The organism is Mycobacterium sp. 4858 (assembly GCF_900240975.1).
Taxonomy (GTDB): domain Bacteria; phylum Actinomycetota; class Actinomycetes; order Mycobacteriales; family Mycobacteriaceae; genus Mycobacterium.
The window spans coordinates 240,144-260,503 of record NZ_LT968775.1 but is presented as its reverse complement, the minus strand read 5'-3'; the positions used below and the strand labels follow the sequence as shown (position 1 = coordinate 260,503).

General features: G+C 68.5%; 14 protein-coding genes. 4 read left to right on the top strand and 10 right to left on the bottom strand.

Features of this window, described 5'->3' with window-relative positions:
* Positions 1-11: 11 nt before the first annotated feature.
* Complete coding sequence (locus C1737_RS01305; RefSeq protein ID WP_102417014.1) at positions 12-368, bottom strand: MmpS family transport accessory protein; 357 nt, start codon at positions 366-368, stop codon at positions 12-14.
* A gap of 190 nt (positions 369-558) precedes the next feature.
* Here C1737_RS01305 and C1737_RS26535 point away from each other — a divergent pair, with 190 nt between their 5' ends.
* Positions 559-846, top strand: coding sequence for a hypothetical protein (locus C1737_RS26535; RefSeq protein ID WP_142393409.1), 288 nt, complete (start codon positions 559-561; stop codon positions 844-846).
* Between the two features lie 54 nt (positions 847-900).
* On the top strand, positions 901-1,407 hold the full coding sequence (locus C1737_RS01300; RefSeq protein WP_102417013.1) for a DUF3060 domain-containing protein: 507 nt from the start codon (positions 901-903) through the stop codon (positions 1,405-1,407).
* Positions 1,408-1,433: 26 nt separating this feature from the next.
* Here the strand turns inward: C1737_RS01300 and C1737_RS01295 are convergent, their stop codons facing one another.
* The 5 genes from C1737_RS01295 to C1737_RS01270 all read right to left on the bottom strand — a co-directional run bounded on the left by C1737_RS01295 (position 1,434) and on the right by C1737_RS01270 (position 14,849).
* Positions 1,434-2,813 carry a dipeptidase gene (locus C1737_RS01295; protein WP_233214610.1) on the bottom strand — a complete coding sequence of 460 codons (1,380 nt, stop codon included), beginning with the start codon at positions 2,811-2,813 and terminating at the stop codon, positions 1,434-1,436.
* A gap of 49 nt (positions 2,814-2,862) precedes the next feature.
* Positions 2,863-3,255 (bottom strand): holo-ACP synthase, encoded by a 393-nt coding sequence (locus C1737_RS01290; protein ID WP_065444533.1) that lies wholly within the window; start codon positions 3,253-3,255, stop codon positions 2,863-2,865.
* Positions 3,256-3,367: 112 nt separating this feature from the next.
* Positions 3,368-12,625 carry a type I polyketide synthase gene (locus C1737_RS01285; protein WP_102417011.1) on the bottom strand — a complete coding sequence of 3,086 codons (9,258 nt, stop codon included), beginning with the start codon at positions 12,623-12,625 and terminating at the stop codon, positions 3,368-3,370.
* Between the two features lie 526 nt (positions 12,626-13,151).
* Entirely contained in the window at positions 13,152-13,874 is a 723-nt protein-coding gene (locus C1737_RS01275; protein ID WP_067916610.1) for a DUF1906 domain-containing protein, read from the bottom strand.
* A gap of 60 nt (positions 13,875-13,934) precedes the next feature.
* Positions 13,935-14,849, bottom strand: coding sequence for a MerR family transcriptional regulator (locus C1737_RS01270; protein ID WP_102417010.1), 915 nt, complete (start codon positions 14,847-14,849; stop codon positions 13,935-13,937).
* A gap of 40 nt (positions 14,850-14,889) precedes the next feature.
* Between C1737_RS01270 and C1737_RS01265 the strand changes: the two genes are divergently transcribed.
* On the top strand, positions 14,890-16,041 hold the full coding sequence (locus tag C1737_RS01265; RefSeq protein ID WP_102417009.1) for an aromatic ring-hydroxylating dioxygenase subunit alpha: 1,152 nt from the start codon (positions 14,890-14,892) through the stop codon (positions 16,039-16,041).
* Here the strand turns inward: C1737_RS01265 and C1737_RS01260 are convergent.
* A complete protein-coding gene (locus C1737_RS01260; RefSeq protein WP_102417008.1) occupies positions 16,024-17,385 on the bottom strand; it encodes a secreted hydrolase in 1,362 nt (453 codons plus the stop codon). The two genes, C1737_RS01265 and C1737_RS01260, sit on opposite strands and share 18 nt — an antisense overlap.
* A gap of 90 nt (positions 17,386-17,475) precedes the next feature.
* Here C1737_RS01260 and C1737_RS01255 point away from each other — a divergent pair, with 90 nt between their 5' ends.
* Complete coding sequence (locus C1737_RS01255; protein WP_102417007.1) at positions 17,476-18,948, top strand: aldehyde dehydrogenase; 1,473 nt, start codon at positions 17,476-17,478, stop codon at positions 18,946-18,948.
* A 3-nt stretch (positions 18,949-18,951) separates the two neighbouring features.
* On the opposite strand, the gene C1737_RS01250 is transcribed toward C1737_RS01255, so the two are convergent.
* The 3 genes from C1737_RS01250 to C1737_RS01240 all read right to left on the bottom strand — a co-directional run bounded on the left by C1737_RS01250 (position 18,952) and on the right by C1737_RS01240 (position 20,356).
* Positions 18,952-19,398 (bottom strand): MaoC family dehydratase, encoded by a 447-nt coding sequence (locus C1737_RS01250; RefSeq protein WP_369807461.1) that lies wholly within the window; start codon positions 19,396-19,398, stop codon positions 18,952-18,954.
* Positions 19,395-19,868 carry a MaoC family dehydratase N-terminal domain-containing protein gene (locus tag C1737_RS01245; RefSeq protein ID WP_199182795.1) on the bottom strand — a complete coding sequence of 158 codons (474 nt, stop codon included), beginning with the start codon at positions 19,866-19,868 and terminating at the stop codon, positions 19,395-19,397. The genes C1737_RS01250 and C1737_RS01245 overlap by 4 nt, the downstream gene beginning before the upstream one ends.
* Positions 19,869-19,930: 62 nt before the next feature.
* Entirely contained in the window at positions 19,931-20,356 is a 426-nt protein-coding gene (locus tag C1737_RS01240) for a nuclear transport factor 2 family protein (protein ID WP_067916601.1), read from the bottom strand.
* Positions 20,357-20,360: the final 4 nt, after the last annotated feature.

Here is a 20,360-nt window from a genome sequence, read left to right as displayed (position 1 = left end):
ACCCGCTCCGGTTACGCCGCGCACTGGGCCAGGCCGGCTTCGCCCGTGCCCGTCGTGGACTTGGTGTCCTTCACCGCTCCGTTGACCGTAATTGTGCAGGTCGTCTTTTGACCGGTCGGGTTCGCGGCAACGGTCAGCACTGCCGTGGGACTCGCGTCCTTGCTGGTGAATGAGATGGACCACGGCACAGGCTGATTGGTCAGCGTCTGCAGGACACCTGTCGCGTCGATGTACGACACCGCCGCCAACGGCGCGTCCGACGTCACGGTGTACACGACCGCGTCGCCCGGCGCAGCGAACGCAGCCGGTGCGGTCGTCAGCGCCGCTGATACGAATGCGGCGGAGGCCGCAGCGAACGGTGTCTTCATCGGTGCTCCCTTCTTGCCCCCGCTGACCCGTACTTTGCGCTGCTTGCGGCATCTCGGCAACTTCACCGCGGCAGCGTTGCAGCAACGGCGCTGGGCAGAAACTGGGATCGGTAGCCGCAAGCCGACGCCAAGAATTTCGCAAGTGGTTCGCCGCAACGTACGGCGCGATCGGCAACGAGAGGATTTTCCGATGAATACACCCCGGCGTCGGATCGTCGGGGCGGCGATGCTTTCCGGCGGCGTAGCGGTGGCCGGTCTGGGCTTGGCCGTACCCGCCCAAGCTGGCCCGTCCTACTGGCACTACTGCCCCGGCCAGAAATGGGGATACACGGTTCCGATACCGCCAGGATTCGACCTGAGCGTGTGCCACTGGTTCGCCGTCACAGTTCAGAACGGCCCGTCGGGCCCGGTGTATCACTTCGCGGAGGCTGACCCGGCGCAAGTGCCCCCGCCGGCGCCCGGCTTCCCGTGGCCGTAACGGTCAGGCCACCGACCATTGCACTCTGCACAGGCCGAAGCGGATCATGTAGCCGTGGACGCGGACGACCCCGAGCAATACATTCGCGACCTTGAGCGCGGCGCCGGCCGAACACCTGGGGCAGCGCCGCGGCCGCCCGGCACACCCAGCGGTCAAGACTTCGGCGGTCCGCAGAAGTTCGGCGATATCGCGAAGCTCGCGATTACGCGGCGATGGAAGCTGATCTTGGGCCTGTGCGCGGTCGCGTCGGCGTTGGCGATCGCGTTCTTCTTGAGTCACGCCGGCACCACCGTGCAGGGAAACCTCGTAATGATCAACAGCGGCGCGAAAGACAAGATCGACTGCAACGGCGGGGACCTGAAGCTGGACGGCGACAACAACACCTACACCGTCACCGGCAACTGCGACAGGCTGGAGATCTTCGGCAGCGGGAATCACGTCGCCGCCGACAGCGCCGACACCATCGACGTTTTCGGCGACGACAACGCGGTGACGTACCACTCGGGCGCACCGAGGATCGAGAAGACGGGAAACAACAACGTCGTGTCTCAGCGGCGGTAAAGCGGCTGCTACTTAAGGGGCCACCGTCAGCCCAGGTTGGCCAGCAGCAGCGCCTCGGCGACAGCGGCGCGTTCCAGCACCCCCAGATGCAGGCTTTCGTTGATGCTGTGCGCCTGGGTGGCGGGGTCCTCGACGCCGGTGACCAGAATCTTGGCCTGCGGGAAGGCTGCGGCGAATTCGGCGATGAACGGGATGGAGCCACCCATGCCCATGTCGATCGGGTCGGTGCCCCACGCCTGCCGGAAGGCCGCCCGCGCGGCGTCGTACACCGGGCCGCTGGCATCGATGGCGTAAGGCTCGCCGATGTCGCCGCGGGTGACGGTCACCCGCGCACCCCACGGTGCGTGCTTTTCCAGATGTGACGTCAGCGCATCCAGGTGTGCCCCGGCGTCACCCCCGGGCGCGACCCGCATGCTGATCTTTGCCCGCGCTCGCGGGATCAACGTGTTCGACGCCTTGTCGATGGGCGTGGTGTCGATGCCGATCACGGTGATCGCGGGCTTGGCCCACAGCCGCTGCGGCGCCGAACCCGAACCGATCTCGGACACCCCGTCCAGCAGACCGGAGTCCGCCCGCACCCGCTCGGGCGGGTAATCCACGGCGGCTGCGGCGCTTTCGTGCAGACCGGCGACGGCGACGTTGCCGTCATCGTCGTGCAGGCTGGCCAGCAGCCGCACCAGCACGCTCAGCGCGTCGGGCACTACCCCGCCCCAGATGCCGGAGTGCAGGCCGTGGTCGAGCGTGGCGACCTCGACCACGCAGTCGACCAGGCCCCGCAACGAAACGGTCAGCGCCGGAACGTCGGTGCTCCAGTTGTCCGAGTCGGCGATGACGATCACATCGGCCGCGAGCGCGCCGCGGTGGGCGGCCAGCAGGCGGCCCAGCGACGGCGAGCCGGACTCCTCCTCACCTTCGACGAAGACCGTCACCCCGACCGGCGGCTGCCCCCCGTGCGCCCGGAACGCCGCCAAATGCGTTGCGATCCCGGCCTTGTCGTCGGCGCTGCCGCGTCCATAAAGCCGGCCACCGCGTTCGGTGGGTTCGAAGGGTGGCGACGCCCACTGGCCGGCATCGCCTTCGGGCTGCACGTCGTGGTGGGCGTAGAGCAGCACGGTCGGCGCGCCCGGCGGCGCGGGATGCCGCGCGATGACCGCCGGGGCGCCGTCCTCGCTGACGATCTGCACATCACCAAATCCGGCCTGCGACAACAGGTCCGCCACCGCTCGCGCGCTGCGGTGCACCTCGTCGCGTCGGCCCGGGTCGGCCCACACCGATTCGATGCGCACCAGGTCCTCGAGGTCGCGCCGCACCGACGGCAACACCTCGCGGACGCGCTCCACAAGATCACTCATGACCTCGAGGCTAGTCGCGCGGCCGGCGGACCCTCCCGGCGAGCGTCCCCACATGTCACCGTTTACCGGCGTGTTGTGTACAAACACGGCCGCTCGGCAACGCTCAGGTCGTCTCCAGGATCGCCACCGCGGCGGCGGTGTCCCCCTCGTGCGTCAGCGACACGTGAATCGTCACGTCGGCCAGGTGTTTGGCGATGTCGCCGCTCAGCCGCACCCGCGGCCGCCCCCACATGTCGGTGACCACCTCGATGTCGCGGTGGATGTCCTCGGGCAGCACGGGCCGCTGCGCGAACCGCGATCCCGACCACGCCTTGATCACCGCCTCCTTGGCCGCCCAGCGCGCCGCCAGGTGGCGCGCGGCCGAGGAACTCTTGTCCGAGGCGTCGCGACGCTCACCGGGCGTGAAGGTCTCGGAGAAGACGGTTCCCGGCTGGTCGACCTGCTCGGCGAAATCAGGGATGGAGACGACGTCGATCCCCACACCGACAATTCCCATGGGACGCCAGGCTAACGGACGGTCTCGCCCGGCGACGATGCGGTCCGCGCCGCGGAGCGAGGTGGGGGCACCTCCCGCTTGCGGGGGCAAGCCGGGCAATAAGGCGACGACGTCATCCGGCGGGAACCTCGTAGGCGTCGCCCCCGCCCAGCCGGGACGCCGGGTTCAGCAGCATCGCCGCCTCCTGCCGCTTCTCCGGTACGTCATGGTCGAAGCGACGGTCCGGTGGCCGCTCGTACATCGGCGCGCCCCCGGCGATGGCCGAGGCCAACCGGCGCTGACCGGCCAGCAGCCGCGCCTCCGCGCGTTTCTGGTAGTCCGCGCGCTGCTCGGGGTTGAGCGCGGCGATGAAGGCCTGCGGATGCACCAGCGCCACCAGTCCGGACACGTGGCCGAACCCGAGGCTGGTCAGCATCCCCGCTTTGAGCGGGAACTTCTCGCCCAGCCGCAGCGTCTCACGCACCCAGACGAAGTGGGCCGACCCGGCGAGCTCGTCGTCGACGCAGTCGAGGCTCCGGTTGGGCGGGATCACCCCGTCGCGCAGCATCTGGCACAGGCCCATCATCTGGAAGACGGCCGCGCCACCCTTGGCGTGGCCGGTGAGGCTCTTCTGCGACACCACGAACAGCGGGGCGCCCTCCGAGCGGCCCAGCGAGTCGGCCAGCCGCTCGTGCAGCTCAGTCTCGTTGGGATCGTTCGCCAGCGTGGACGTGTCGTGCTTGGAGATCACCGCGATGTCGTCGGCGCCGACGCCGAGCTTGGCCAGCGAGCGCGCCAACGCCGAATCCCTGCCGCCGCGGCCGGCGCCCAGTGCGCCCAGACCGGGGGCCGGGATCGAGGTGTGCACGCCGTCGGCGAACGACTGCGCGTAGGCCACCACAGCCAGCACCGGCAGACCCATCTTGAGCGCCAGGTCGCCGCGGGCGAGCAGGATGGTACCGCCGCCCTGCGCCTCGACGAATCCAAGGCGCCGCCGGTCGTTGGGCCGGGAGAACTTCGAATCGTGAATGCCCCGGCCGCGCATCATGGAGGTGTCAGCCGTGGCCGCCATGTCACCGAAGCCGATGATCGCTTCCAGCGTCAGGTCATCGAAGCCGCCGGTGACGACCAGTTCGGCCTTGCCGAGGCGGATCTTGTCGACGCCCTCCTCGACCGATACCGCCGCGGTCGCGCATGCGCCGACCGGGTGGATCATCGCGCCGTAGCTGCCCACATAGCTCTGAATGACGTGCGCGGCAACGACATTCGGCAGGACTTCCTGCAGGATGTCGTTCGGCTTGTTCCGGCCAAGCAGGTTGCCGTGATACATGGTCTGCATCGACGTCATCCCGCCCATGCCGGTGCCCTGGGTGCTGGCGACCAGGCCCGGGTGGACCCACCGCATCAGCTCGGTCGGGGTGAATCCCGACGACAGGAACGCATCGACGGTCGCGACAATGTTCCACAGCGCCACCCGGTCGGTAGAGCTGGCCATGTCCTGGCTGATGCCGTACACGGTCGGATCGAATCCGGTGGGGATCTGTGCGCCGACGACCCGCGACAGCTTGGTCTTGCGCGGTACCCGGATCTCGGTGCCGGCCTTGCGCGTGACCTGCCAGTCGCTCGAATCGGGGACCGGCCGAATGACGGTGTGCTCCGGATCGAATTCGACGAACCCGCGAGCGTCGGCCTCCGAGGAGACGACGAAGGTGAAGTCCTTGTCCAGGAACACCGACACCAGCAGCGGCGACGCGTGATCGGGGTCGATCGCGCCGTCATCGACGAATTCGCGAATGCCCACCCGCTCCACGACGACGTCGTGGTAACGCTCCACCAGCTCGGCCTCGTCGACCAGATCGCCGGATTTCGTGTCGTACCAACCGGGTTGCGGGTCGTCCTCCCAGCGGATCAATCCCGTGGTCCAGGCCAGCTCCAGGACGCCCGCCGCCGACAGTTCGTTGTCGACCTCCATCTCGAACCGGGTGCGCGACGAACCGTAGGGCCCGATCTCGGCGCCACCGACGATGACCACCAGGTCGGCCGGGTCGACGTCGAGGTCTGCCCATTCCGGCGGGGGTGCTGGGGTGAAGCCGCGCGGCGGGGACGGCAGCGCGGCGATGGTGCCCTCGGGCGCACCGTCTTCCGTTGTCTGCTCGCCCGACGTGGCCTGCTCGCGGGCTTTCGCGGCCAGTTCGGCCATGTCCAGGTTGGCTTCGCCAAGACCGCCGGTGAGGTCCGCCCTGATCGGCGCGCCGGCCGCCGCGACCTTCGACTCGACGTCGCACAGGCCCAGCAGCATGGCCGCCATCTCGTCGGTGGAATAGGTGGTGACCCCGGCTTCCTCGACGGCGTCGACGATGGCGTCGTTGTGTCCCATCAGCCCGGTCCCGCGGGTCCAGCCGATCAGCGCGTGCGCCAGGCTGACCCGGGAGGCCCAGGAGGATTCGGCGTGCCAACGGGTCACCAACGCGTCCAGCGCCGACTTGGCTTCGCCGTATGCGCCGTCACCGCCGAACATTCCGCGGTTGGGCGAGCCGGGCAGCACCACGTGCAGCCGCGATGCGATGTCGCGCTCGGCGCCGATCTTGGACAGCCCGCCGATCAGCCGCTGCACCGCCCACAGCAGCACCTTCATCTCCATCTCGGAGCGCGAACCGGCCTCCGAGAGGTCGCCGGCCACCCGGGGCGCCGCGAACGGGAACAGCAGCGTGGGGGTCTGCGCGTCCTTGATGTGAATGGATTGCGGCCCAAGGCTTTCGGTCTGCTCGGTACCAATCCATTCGGCAAGCGCGTCGATGTCGGAGTAGGACGCCATGTTGGCGGCGACCACCCATAGCGCCGCGCCGTAGCGGGCGTGATCCCGATACAGCCCGCGGTAGAACGCCAGCCGCTCCTCGTCGAGCTTCGATGTGGTGGCGATGACGGTGGCTCCACCGTCGAGCAGCCGCGCGACCACCGACGCCGCGATCGAACCCTTCGACGCGCCCGTCACCACAGCGACCTCGTTGCTGTAGGGGCCCGGGTCGGGGTTCTCCGCGCCCGCGGCGATGCGGCCGTACAGCGACGCGTGAATCTGTCGACCGGCCGCCAGCGACTTGCCCTGCCACCAGGTGGCCTGGGTGGCCACGACGTGGCCTGCGCCCTCGAACCTTTCGGACAGGCCCTGCCACTGCGCGTCGATGTCGCCCTCGTCGGTCAGCCAGAGCTTGACCAGGTCCTCACGCGCGCTAGCCCACCGGTCGTCGAACACGACGGCCTTCTTGGCGTCGAACACTGGCGCCACCAGACGCGGCCAGTCCGCGCCGAGTTCGGCGGTGACCAGATCGATGAGCTCGGCGTCCGTGGCCGTCGGGATGGCGCTGACGGGATCGTCGTGGCCCAACTGGTTGAGGATCAGGCGGGCCGCCGAGGCGAGCACGCCGTCGCGACCGGTGATCTGGTCGGTGAATTCGCTCAACGCGGCCGCGTCGACCGTCGCACCGCCACCGCCGCCCGACGACGGCAGCGCCACCGCGATGCCGCGGCGCACGGCGACCGAGGTCACCGCGGCGTCGATGACCTTGTCGACGGAGGCGGCGTCGGCCAACGCGCCCTCGTGCAGGTGGCCGATGGCGCCGCCGCGCACACTGGTGCCCTCGCGGGTTCCCAGCGCCACTTCGACCGTGACGTGCTTGGCCCAACCGTCGCCGAGCTCCCAGGTCTTCTTGACCCGCTCGGCGATGGCGGCCGGCCGCTTGCCCGAGGGCCCCAGCACCGTGCGCAGCTGGTCGTTGATCGCATCGGAAAGCACTGGGCCGAAAGGTTTGTACGTGCGCGCCAGCTTGGTCACCTGCGACCGCAGCCCGGCAAGGTCGGCCTCGGCGGCGCCGTCGATGGCGCCCAGGTTCAGCTCCGAACCGAGGTCCACCAGCAGCTGGTTGCGCCGCGACGAGGCCCCGTCGGTGATGGACTCGATGGAGTCCAGCTCCTCGATCTGGTCGATGCGCATCTTGGCCGACAGCGCGATCAGCGCCAGGGTGGCGTCGGCGGCGTCGAAACCGATGTCGTCGGGACGCGGAGCACCCGACGGAGCAGTGGCGGGAGCCGCAGCGACGGCCGGGGCGACATCAGACGAGGGCGCACCGTCCGCGGCGGCGGCCGCGGAATCAACCGCGGCCTCCTCCGGCTCCGGCTCGGGATCGGTGTCGGTGGCGAACAGCACTGCGGCGTCGCGCTCAGCGTTGAGCACTTCGACTGTGCTGTGGGCATATTCGGGCAACTTGAGGGTGTTGGTGGCCAGCCCGGCGACGGTCGGCGCCGACTTCACGCCGATCTCGACGAACCGCTCCACGCCCAGACCGCCCGCGGCCTCCTCGGTGAACAGCAGGTCCTGGGTTTCGATCCAGCGCACCGGGCTGGCGAACTGCCAAGCCAGCAGCTCGATCAAGACGATGCGCGCCATCTCGTTGCGGCGCTCGGTCAGCCAGGTGTCGTAGTCGGCGAGGATCGCATCGAGCGGCTCGGCGGGCACCAAATCCCGGATCTCCTGGATGAAGTCGCGGTCCAGGGTGAACGGACGCGGCACCAGGTTCGGGATGTAGCGCCCGATGATGACGTCGGGATCCTTGTCGCGCGGCATGACCCGTTCCAGTGAGCGGCGGAACTCCGCGACCCCGACGCGCAGCACCCGGGAATGGAACGGCACGTCGATGCCCGGTACCAGAATGAACGACCGCTTCCCGCCGGTGAGCTCGCGACGGCGCTCCACCTCGGCTTCCAGCTCCTCGAGGCCGCGCACCGTGCCGGCGATCGCATACTGCGAGCCGCGCAGGTTGAAGTTCACGATCTCCAGGAACTCACCTGTGCGCTCGGCGATTCCGGCGACGAACGCGGGCACCTCGTCGTCCGGCAGGTCGATCTGCGAGGGTCGGATCGCCGCCAGCCGGTAGTTGGAGCGGCCCAGCTCGTCGCGCGGGACGATGTCGTGCATCTTGGAGCCGCGGTGGAACACCGTCTCCAGCAACGCTTCCAGCTCGTAGATGCCGGTCACGCAGGCCAGGGCCGTGTACTCCCCGACCGAGTGGCCGCAGGCGATGGCATCCTCGACGAAGGCGCCCTGCTCGCGCATCTCGGCGACCTGCGCCGCCGCCACGGTCGCCATCGCGACTTGGGTGAACTGCGTCAGGTACAGCACGCCCTCGGGGTGGTTGTAGTGCACACCGCTGGCGATGATGCTGGTCGGGTTGTCGCGCACCACGTGCAGCACCGAGAAGCCCAGCGTGTCGCGGGTGAACTTGTCCGCCTTGTCCCACACTTTGCGGGCGGCCTTGGAGCGGGCGCGGACGTCCATGCCCATGCCCTTGTGCTGAATCCCCTGACCGGGGAAGGCATACACCGTGTGCGGGGAGGCCAGGCGCGCCGTCGCCGACATCACCAGATCGGACCCGATGCGGGCGGACACGTCCAAAACCTCTGCGCCCTGGTCGATCCCGACGCGCTCGACGCGGAAATCGACCTCGTCACCGGGACGCACCATGCCCAGGAAACGCGCGGTCCAGCCGACCAGCCGGGCCGGGGGCCGGGCCTGGCCGTCGGTGGCCGTCACCGCGTGCTGCGCGGCGGCCGACAGCCACATGCCGTGCACGATGGGCGATTCCAGGCCGGCGAGCAGGGCGGCCGCCCGGTCGGTGTGGATCGGGTTGTGGTCACCGGACACCACGGCGAACGGCCGCATGTCGACCGGGGCGGTCAGCCGGACGTCACGTCGACGACGACGCGGGGTGTCCGTCGCGTTCTCCGACACCGCGCCGCCGGCCCGCACCGGCTCGGTGAGTTCGGCGGAGCCGGTGCGCCCCAGGATCGCGAACCGCTCGTCGAGATTGGCGATCGTCGCGCCGTCGCCGTCGGCGATCGTGACCGCGACGCGCACGACACGGCCCATGTCGGTGTCGATCGCCGCCGAAGCCGTTGCGGTGACTGCCAATTCGGCCGGGACCTTGGGCAGCGCGCCGACCACGTGGGCGGCGTGGTCGAGGTGCACCAGACTGAGCAGGCCCTCGACGACGGGGACGCCGGTGTCGGTAACCGCCGAGCCGATCGCCGCGAAGACCGCGGGCCAGCACAGACCAACGAGCGCGTCGGGCACGGTGGTGAGGCCGGGCGCCAGCGGCTCGGAGAAGGTGGCCGTGACACCGGTGTGGTCGGCGACGCGCTCGGGATCCCAGTCCACCGTCACGGTGGCCGTCCCGTCGACGACCGCCGGCAGGAATTCCGGCCCGTCGACGCCGGCGGCGATCGCCAGCACCGCCCGCATGGCCGTGGCGGCATCCTCGGTGGACACCACCGGGGTGCCGCCGTCAATGGTGTTGGCGGGCAGGGCGAACGGGATGTCGATCCAGGTCCCCGATACCGGAACGCTCAGCACCACCCGGTTACCGTCGACCCCGAGCCGCGCTCCGGTGGACGAGTGTGTGGCGCGGCGACTTTCGGGCCCTTCAGAGCCCTCGTGCACGAGCCAATCGCCGGGGTCGGCGATCCGGTGGACCGGGTTGATCGCGGTGCGGCCGGCCCACTGCACATCCGGGGCGTCGAGTACGACAGCCAGTGGTCCGGTCACGTCGGGGCGACCCATCCGGCGCGACGCGACGGCGCGGGGCTGCACATTGGACGACAGCACCTCGTCGATGGCGGCCTGCTCGAAGCGGTCCAGCAGTTCACCGACGGGTTCGTCCATCCGGGTGATGCCGGCGACCGCAGCGGTACCGGGGATGATGCACACCTGGTCGGCGTCATAGCGGGCGTCGTGGGCCTGCCACAGCGAGTCGCTTCGCCACCAGCGCCGCACGTCCTTGTCGATGACCGGTACGAAGTTGACCGGCTTGCCTGGCGTCTTGCACAGCGTGACGAAGAAGGGGACGTCGGCCGGGTGCAGTTGCACCGCTTGCGCGTCCGGGTATTCGGCGAGCAGCGTGGCGATGGCCTGCTGCGGACTCTCCAGCAGCGCCGCGTCGTCGAACAGCGTCGCGATCGGGCCGGAATCGCTTGCGTGCAAACGGGCTTCGGCGCGCTGCAGCATCTGCTGGAAGCGGTCACGCCAGGTGTCGGCGAGCCACGGGCTGCCGGGCGCGGCGGTGTCGGCGGTGGAGTTGCCCTCCCCGATGGCCAGCTCCACGTAGCGCTGCAACCACTGCAGGTAGGTCATGTCGGCGACGTCGCCGAAGTAGGGCTTGGCGGTGTTCGCCATCGCCGCGATGATCTCGTCGCGACGCTCGGCGACGGCGTCCGCGTCGCCGGCGACCTCGTCGAGGAGGCGGCCGCAGCGCGACGCGCTGTTGTCGATCTCGTGGATGTCGGCGCCGAGCTGGCTGCGGCTGGAAGCCATGCCGTTCAAGGCTTTTCCGGCGCCGACCCACTGGTCGGTGCCTTGGGTCTCGACCAGCATCCGCTTGACCGACGGCGAGGTGGTGGCCTCCTTGGTCGCCATCGCAGCGGTGCCGACCAGGATGCCGTCGATCGGCATCAGCGGGAAGCCGTACGCCTGCGCCCACCGCCCGGACAGATACTCTGTCGCGCGCTCGGGGGTGCCGATACCACCGCCGACGCAGACCGTGATATTCGGGCGCGACCGCAGCTCCGAATACGTTGCCAGCAACAGGTCGTCGAGGTCTTCCCACGAATGGTGGCCACCGGCGCGCCCACCCTCGATGTGCATGATCACCGGCTTGGTGGGCGCCTCGGTGGCGATGCGGATGACCGAGCGGATCTGCTCGACCGTGCCGGGCTTGAACACGACGTGACTGATGCCGACGTCGTTCAGCTCCTCGATCAGGTCGACGGCCTCCTCGAGATCGGGGATGCCGGCACTGATCACCAGGCCGTCGATCGCCGCACCCGACTGACGCGCCTTCTGCACCAACCGCTTTCCGCCGACCTGCAGCTTCCACAGGTACGGGTCGAGGAACAGCGCGTTGAACTGATAGGTGCGGCCCGGCTCGAGCAGCGTCGCGAGCTCCTCGACGCGGCCGGCGAAGATCTCCTCGGTGACCTGCCCGCCGCCGGCCAGCTCGGCCCAGTGCCCGGCGTTGGCCGCGGCGGCGACGATCTTGGCGTCGACAGTGGTCGGGGTCATGCCGGCGAGCAGGATCGGCGAGCGGCCCGTCAACCGGGTGAACTTCGTCGAAAGCTTGACCCTGCCGTCGGGCAGGCGAACGACGGTCGGGGCGTAGGTCGACCACGCCCGCGCCACCTCGGGGACGGCCCCGACGGTGAAGAGGTTGCGCTGCCCGCCGCGGGTCGCGGCGGGAACGATGCCGACACCCAGTCCGCGGATGACCGGCGCGGTCAGCCGGGTCAGGATGTCACCGGGACCGAGGTCGAGAATCCAGCGCGCGCCGGCCTCGTGCACACGGCTGATCTCCTCGACCCAGTCGACCCGTCGCACCAGGATCGCTTCGGTCAGCTCGCGGGCCAGGGCGACATCCAGGCCCACCTTCTCGGCCCAGCCGGCGACGATGTCGATGCCGTCGGCCAGCCGCGGCGTGTGGAAGCCGACCTCCACCTGGACCGGATCGAAGACCGGCGAGAAGACGTCCCCACCGCGCAGCTTGTTCTTGCGATCGGCCTCTTCCTTCTCCGAGATCTGCTGGCAGTAGAGCTCGAACCGGGATAGCTGTTCGGGCGTGCCAGTGATGACGACCGAGCGCCGGCCGTTGCGGATGGACAGCACCGGCGGCAGCACGGTGCGGACGTCCTGCGCGAACTCGTCGAGCAGCCGGCTGATGCGCTCGGGGTCGGCGTTGGTCACCGACACCATGGGCGGGCGGTCGCCGAGCACGGAGATGCCGCGTCGGCGGGCGACCAGCGTCCCGGCCGCGCCGATCAGCTGGGCCATCGCCAGCAGCTCGGCGTCGCGGGCGCCCGCCGCCTTGAGGGCCTCGACGGCGAGCACCCCTTGGGAGTGCCCGGCGACCGCGACAGGCGGGGTGGCCTTGAGGTCCATGCCCTGGCGCGCCAAAGCGCGGACCGCCGCGATCTGAGTGAGCAGCACGCCGGGGATCGACACCGCGGCCGACGTCAGGTGCTTGTCCGACGGGACCGGGTCCTCGGCAGCCAGCGCGCGCACCCATGCGAGCGGCTCGAAACCGATCGGGCGCACCACGACCAGTTCCTTGGCCACCGGCTCGAGCAGCAGCTCGACCTCACCCACGAGCGTTGCCAGGTCCGATTCGATCCCGGCCGACGAGACCAGATCCTCGAGGGTTTCCAGCCAGGCGCTGCCCTGGCCGCCGAACGCAACGGCGTACGGCTCGCCGGCCGTCAGACGGTCGACCAGAGCGTGGGTCTCCCCGGCTGACGCATGAGGGCCATTTCCATCGCGATCAGCGGACACCCGGTCGTGCTCATGGATCGTCACCTTCTATGTCTCCCTGTATGCGTCTTTACGTATCGGTTCGTTCGGCCGGTCATCACCGGCGGGCGGGTTCGGCGATTCCGCGTCGAATCAATGCCGGGAAACGGCTGACCGGTGTGTTGTCGGCGGACCGCCCGTGTGGGTTGAGCGGCGCGGGGACTGCATCGGCTGTACTAAGAGTGTCATAAGGATCGACCCCCGTTTTTCGTGGTGATTGGTTACTGATGAGTTCTACGCACGGGTAACCGTGTCGTGGGTAACACGGGGTTTAATCGGCGGCGCGGGCGCGGCGAACAAACCTGCTGCATGCAGGTGGTTACGGTCGAGTAGCTATAACTGCGCTGATCAAAGCAGTTTTGTTATGTAATCGTTATGTAAAAATTTCGAGCCGCGAAGCCACGTCGGGCCCTCCTGCGTCGCGTCGTTCGGTCCGCGATCGCGGCCGCCGGGCCGAAAAATGAGCGAACGAGTGTTTGCTGGGATCATTAAGAGACGCGGGCCACCGAGACGCGGCGAGGCACCCGGAGCGCTAGACCCACTGCCCGAATTGCGGTTTGAGGATCTCGTTGATGTCCACCCCGACCCCGCCGACACTGCGTTTGTCGATCTCGACCTGATGCAGATGGGCGGCCGGGTGGGTGAACCCCTTGGGCGAGCCCCAGTTGTGCTGCCAGAAGTAAGAGCCCAAACCGTCGTGCAGCGCCCAGTCGATGGTCTTCGAATTGGCGTACACACCTGTGCGCTGATGCCCGATCACCGACTCCCACGATCGCAGGTAGGGCGCGATCAGCTGTTTGTACTGGTCATAGGACGGGTCGTCGTCGATCGAGGCGTAGATCGGCGCGCTGGCCGGGCCACCCGCGGCGGCGTGCAGTTGCATCCCCCGCTGCGCGTGCTGGAGCCCGGCATTGGCCCCGCCCAGCCAGTCGGCGGTGTCGCCCTTGCCGAACTGGTAGCAGGAGACGATCTTCAGCCCGTTGCTGTTGAGGTCACGTGCCTCGGCGACCTGGATCGGCTTGCCCAGCATCCAGTTGCCCCCCGGACGCCGGTCGGACACATACCTGATCGAGCCCACGGCGCCGGCGGCCCTGATCTGGCTGGCCGGTATGACCCCGGCGGCGTAGTCCAGCAGGGTGCCGAGCGAGGCCGACGCGGGCGCCGGGCGCAGCGACGCAACCGCGACACCCAGGCCCGCCAAGGCCGGGCCCGCGGCCGCCCATTTCAGTAGGTCGCGTCGCGAAACCGATGACACAAGCGACAGAGTACGACAGGAACACCACCCGACACATTGACCACACTGGTCACATCTGCATCACGGTGTCACATCTCGGGTTTGAGCCCGCGTCGCCGCGGGCAGCACGATCACGCTCACGGCCACCAGGCCCCGGTGAGCGGTCTGACGGGCGATCTCGTCGAGGAAGTCGGCGGCCGCCCGGTTGATGGATCCGGCCCAGGCCCGGAATCCCTGCACGATCACCGGGTCATGTTCCAATGACGGCTGCACCGCGCGAAGCACACCGACCACGTCGTCGGGCAGTGGGTCGGCCAGCTGCCGGTCGACCCAGCTGCGGGCCAGCTCCGTCGCCGCCACCCGATCGTCACCCAACCGGATCACGTCGCCGGCGAGGTTGCGCAACCGGTCGAACAGCACCTGACGTCCCGACAGCTCGGCCAATTGTGCCAGCAGAGTGGTGGCCGCCGGCGGCAGGACCATCTGCCCGAACAGCGCCGGAACCGGCAGATCCCACTCGTCGAACAGGTCGGCGTACATCGTCGCGACGGGCGCGGACAGCGGCGCGCTGAGCCTCCCCATGACGCCGATGCTGTCGCGGTGCGTCGTCGCCAGGGTGCGCAGAATGTCGTCGTTGACGTCGGCGTCCGGGCAGTCGGCGGCGGCGCGGGACGCGACCCGGGATCGGTCGATGGCCGCGATCAACTCATCCAGCCGGTCGCGCTGACGCAGCAACAGCGCCCGGTGCTCGTCGAGCACGTCCGCCAGCGAGGTGCGCCCGTCGGCGACCAGGCGCTGGATGTCGTTGATGCTGATGCCGAGACTTCTCATCAGATCGATGCGCAGCAGGTCGAGCACCTGCTCCACACCGAACACCCGGTAGCCGTTGGACAGGTGCTCGGCGCGCAGCAAGCCGACCTTTTCATAGTGGCGGATGCGGCCGGAAGCGATCCCGGTCAGGGCCGTGACGTCGCCGATCAGCAACTGGTCAGGCACGCCTTGACCTTACAACTGTCGCAAGGTCTGTACTGGGCAGGTGGAACGCGACCAACTCATCGACCTCACCCGCCGCGCCTTGAAGCTGGCGCGCGACAGGACCACCGATCTCGCCCCGGCCGAGCACCGGGTCGAGGCGCACGCCTACACGTCGGCCGAGCGCCACGACCGGGAGCGGGCCATGGTGATGGCCAGTCCGCACTTGGTCGGGTACGTCTCGGAGCTGCCCGGCCCGGGAACCTACTGCACGAAGACGGTGATGGGGCGGTCGATCCTGTTGACCCGGACGGCCGATGGATCGGTCAAAGCGTTCGACAACGTCTGCCTGCACCGGCAGTCGCAGGTGGCCACGGGTTGCGGCAGCGCGAAGCGGTTCACTTGCCCGTATCACGCGTGGACGTACGACAACGACGGACGGTTGGTCGGCCTGCCCGGCCGCGAGGGATTCAGCGGCGTGACCGTCAAGGTGGACGGTCTGACCGAACTTCCGGCCGCCGAGTTCGCCGGGTTCCTCTGGGCCGCATTGCATCCCGGTGCACCCCTCGACGTTGCCGCCCACCTCGGGCCCCTGGCCGACGAGCTCGATTCGTGGGGCATCGGGCGGTGGTCGCCGCTGGGCGAGAAGGTGCTCGACTGTCCGATCAATTGGAAGCTCGCGGTCGACACCTTCTCGGAGAACTACCATTTCGCCACCGTGCACCAGCAGACCTTCGCCACCATCGCCCGCAGCAACTGCACGGTGTTCGACGCGTTCGGACCGCACCACCGGTTGATCTTCCCGCTCAACACGATCCTGGAGCTGGACGGTGTCCCCGAAGAGCAGTGGAATCCGTTCCAGAACTTGGTCGTGATCTATGCGCTGTTCCCCAACATCGTGCTGTCGGTGACCATCGCCAACGGCGAACTGTTCCGGATCTACCCCGGGGACCGGCCGGGAAGATCGATCACCGTGCACCAGAACTCCACCCCGCTGGACCTTTCCGACGAATCCGTTTCCGCTGGCGCGCACGCCGTCTTCGACTACGCGCACGCCACGGTGCGCGACGAGGATTACCGGCTGGTCGAGAACCTGCAGACCAACCTCGAGTCGGGCGCCAGGGACCACCTGCTGTTCGGCCGCAACGAACCCGGGCTGCAGCATCGCCACAACGCCTGGGCGGAGGCGCTTGCCGGATCAGCTGCCCTGGGTTGACCCCTCGGCGGACAACACCGCCACGAGGTCATCCAACAGCGTTGCCAGCGCGTCGGTTTGAGCCGGGCGCACCGTGCTCAACAGCCTGACCGCTTCGCTACGGCGGCCACGGGCCAGCAGCTGCACCAGCAGGGTCGCGGCCATCTGCAGGTCCCGGTCGGCCGGCTCCATGTTCGCGACGCTGGTGGCGAGCACCTCGACCAGCTCCCAGTCGCGGTACAGGGCCAGGGAGCGTTCGTTGAAGGCGAAGCCGGTCACGGGTTCACCCCATAGTGTTCCGTGGTAGCGGTACGGGCCCTCCATGTATTCGATGGGCAGGCCGTGCGCGGGAGCGGGCACCAGCGGCTCCCCGACGATGTCGAGCTGCATGGTGCGGCAGGTGATCCTGTGGCGGTCCGGCATGTAGCGGGCGGCGGCGTTCGGCCGCACCAGCGGTTGCACCGCGTCCGGCCATCGCACGTAGCTGCTGACCTCCACCTCTACGTCCTCGGCGCATTCCGGCGGCACGGCCGGATCGGGATGACTCATCGTCACTCCCGTAAACGGTTGCAGCGCATTGCGGTTGGTCCGGTCGAACTGCCGCCAGATGCTCAGGTCCACGCCGTTGTCGAAGTTGATGGTGCGCCATTCGTGGGACCGGGCCCGCGGGTCTCCCCCGGTCCCACCACCGCCGGCGTACTTCGGGAACCACTGCCGGTCGATATGCCCGCTGCTCCCGGAAACCTGGTGGACCAGGCCGCCCCAGCGCAGGGTGCCCGTCATCGCCATGCCGGTCTGGAAATACGAATAGGTGTCGGTCTGGCCGAAGCAGCAGATCTTCCCCTTGTACGTGGACGCACCCACCGGTGTCGGTGCGCGCGTTGGGGTTACCGCCAGGTCGAGGCGCATGGGCCGCCCCGCCTGGTCCTCGCCGACCAGGCTGACGCGGTAGGTGTAGGGCAGCAGTTCACCTTCGTTGTCGCGGCAGGTGATCCAGGACGCGGTGCCTGCGCCGCTGGCGTAATGGATGTCCAGAAAACCCGGCGCCAACCTCAGCTTGCGCTGCGCCCCAGGTTCCATGTTGGCCGGCGGCATGTCGTAATCCGTGTAGGTGCCGTAATCACCGGAATCCAGATCGAAGAGCGCCATCGTGTAGAAGTCGGCGACCACGGTGCCACCGGGCCGGTTCTTGTTGAAGATGGTCAGGAAGGCAAAAGACCGGTCGGTCTCGGCAGCCTCCAGCTGCCCGGCGATGAACCAGGTGTCCGACTCCTGATCCGGATGCTCGCCCTCGGCGGCCGGGAAGTCCAGCTGGCTGTCGCCAGGTACCAACTGGAAGGGGTAACTGCGCCAATCGCTGGTCATATGAGCCTCGCTGCTTTTTTCGCTATGTTAGCGTCAATAGCGAAATCCCGGTCCCTGTCGCATTGCGCCCGACCCTCGAGGAGGTGCCGGATGACAGAATCCGCCGGCCACCGGTCCTACGACGAACTCTTCATCGGGGGGCAGTGGCGTAAGCCCGCCAACCCGCAACAGCTCGCCGTCATCTCGCCGCACTCGGAAGAACCGGTCGGCCATGTTCAGTTGGCTGGGCCCGAGGACGTCGACGCCGCCGTCGCCTCGGCGCGACACGCCTTCGATCACGGGCCCTGGCCGCGGATGACCCACGCCGAGCGGATGGCCAAGGTCGAGCAGTTGGCCGCGATCTATGCCGGCCACATCGAGGAGATGGCCGACCTGATCACCGACGAGATGGGCTCCCCGCGCAGCTTCAGCCGGATGGGACAAGGGGCGGCCGCGGCGACGCTCATCCATCTGGCGCTGGCCGCCGCACGCGACTTCCCGTGGGAAGAACGGCGCCAGGGTGTCCTCGGCGAAGTGCACCTGCGCAGGGCACCGGTCGGGGTGGTCGGCGCGATCGTGCCGTGGAACGTTCCGCAATTTTTGATCATGCCGAAACTGATCCCGGCGTTGATCGCGGGGTGCACGGTCATCATCAAGCCCGCACCCGAAACCCCTTTGGACGCTTTGTGGTTGGCGGAGATGATCGAGCAGCTGGACCTTCCCGAGGGGGTAGTCTCGGTGCTGCCCGGCGGACCCGAGATCGGCGAGGCGCTGGTGCGCCACCGGGGTGTGGACAAGATCGCGTTCACCGGCTCGAGCGCCGTCGGGCGCCGCATCGCCGCCCTGTGCGGCGAGCAGCTCAAGCGGGTGAGCCTGGAACTGGGCGGCAAGTCGGCGGCGATCATCCTCGACGACGCCGACATCGGCAAGACGGTAGCCGGGTTGAAAACCGCCGGCCTGATGAACAACGGCCAGGCGTGCGTCGCGCAGACCCGGATCCTGGTCAGCGACCGGCGCCACGACGAGGTCGTCGACGCGCTGGCAGACATGATGTCGTCCCTCAACGTCGGAGATCCGGCCGACGACGCCACCGACATCGGACCCCTTGTCGCACAACGCCAACAACGCCGTGTCCAGGACTACATCAAGTCCGGTCAAGCCGAGGGCGCCCGCGTGGTGCTCGGCGGGCTGGACAGCCCGTCGGACCGCGGCTGGTATGTGCAGCCGACGCTGTTCGCCGACGCCACCAACGACATGCGCATCGCCCGGGAGGAGATCTTCGGTCCGGTCCTGACCGTGCTGCGTTATCACGACGAGGACGACGCAATCCGGATCGCCAACGAGAGCGACTACGGTTTGGCCGGTTCGGTGTGGACCTCCGACATCGCACACGGGTTGGAGATCGCGGCGGGGGTGCGCACCGGCACGTACGGCATCAACATGTACACACTCGACATCGGCGCGCCCTTCGGCGGCTTCAAGCAGTCGGGTATCGGACGCGAATTCGGCCCGGAAGGCCTCCACGAATACGTCGAACTCCAGACGCTGGTATGCAAAGGGCAGCTGCCGCCGCTATCCGGCTGACGCTCAACCACTTTCGGGCACCTGCAAAGTGAGCTCGACCGGGCAGCACAGCGCACCGTGCTGATTGGTCACCTGGATCTCGATGTCCACGAGGCAGCGCGGCGGGTCGACCGACGGGTCCCGACGTTTGGCGACCGCGCGGCCCCGGCCGATCATGGTGTCGCCGGCATATATCGAGCCCGCCAGCCGTAGGGAGCGGCGCACCACGCGGCTGCCCGGTCCCGCCCAGTCGGTCGCGACGCGGTCGGCGAACCCGGCGAGGTGCATCGTGTTGACGTAGATGGTCGGATTGCCTTGGCGCTGCGCGTATTCGGGATCGAAGTGCCCCGGAAAGTAATCCCACGTCGCGCCCGCGTTCTCCACCACACGCTGGTAGCTGATGTGGTCGACAACCTCGGGCAGGTCGACGGGAACGGCGATCTCGTCGAAGCTCAGCTCGCCTGCGATCACGAAGACGCCGCGGGGGTGAAGCGGAACAGGGTGTTCCGGCACGTGGCGACCACCGTCGCGTCCTGGCGCTGATAGGTCTCCAGCGTCTCGACGAAATGACCTATGCCCAGGCGGGTCCGCTTCTCCGGCGACACCGACAGCAATTCCTCGACGACGGTGAGCAGATCGCCTTCGACGATGGGCTGCAGGAACTCGACATCGTTGGCCGCGTTGATGAACGTGGTGCCCGGCAGCGGCACCCGCAGCACCAGGGATGCCGCCGGCGGTCGGCCCTGCGGCTCCCACGGCGGAGGGATCAACCAGCCCATCAGCAGGGCCGGGGGCGCTAGTAGGCCTCCCCATTTGCGGCGGGCGAACTCGGCGTCCCAGTAGGAGCGATTGCCGTCGTGGACCATTGCGGCGAACAACTGGATGCGCGCCCCGCTGACGGCCGTGGCCGCGGTGCGTGGCTCGCTCGTCGCGCCGACCATCCGCAGCGCATCTTCATAGGTGCCGAAGGCCAGCTGGTAACTGAGATCCGGGTCCACGCCGCTCACATAACGAGCGGGTGCCTACTGGGCACCGAGTCCCATTGCAGCTTGCGGGAGGTGAAGTACCAGCCGCCGCGCTCGTAGATCAGCGTGTCCTTGAACACCCCGGTCGCGCGCAGGGTGGTGTCGCCGTACATGCTGGCGAATAGCACGACAACACAACGCTGTACGGCGTTCACCCCGTCGATGCGGATCTCGTGGTCGACCGTCACCAGGCGCTGCCCGTCGCCGCCGTCGAAGGCGGCGCGCAGGTCGTCGAACGTATCGCCGTCACGGGTGTAGGTGGCGCCGGAATGACGGAACGTGGCAATCCAGCGGTCCCGGTCGCCCTTGGAATATGCCCGGTTGTGCCGGGCGTTCAGGTCCAGGATGGCAGCGCGGCCGGCGGCGGCCAGGAGCATTTGCTGTTCCTGATAGGACATCGTCATTTTG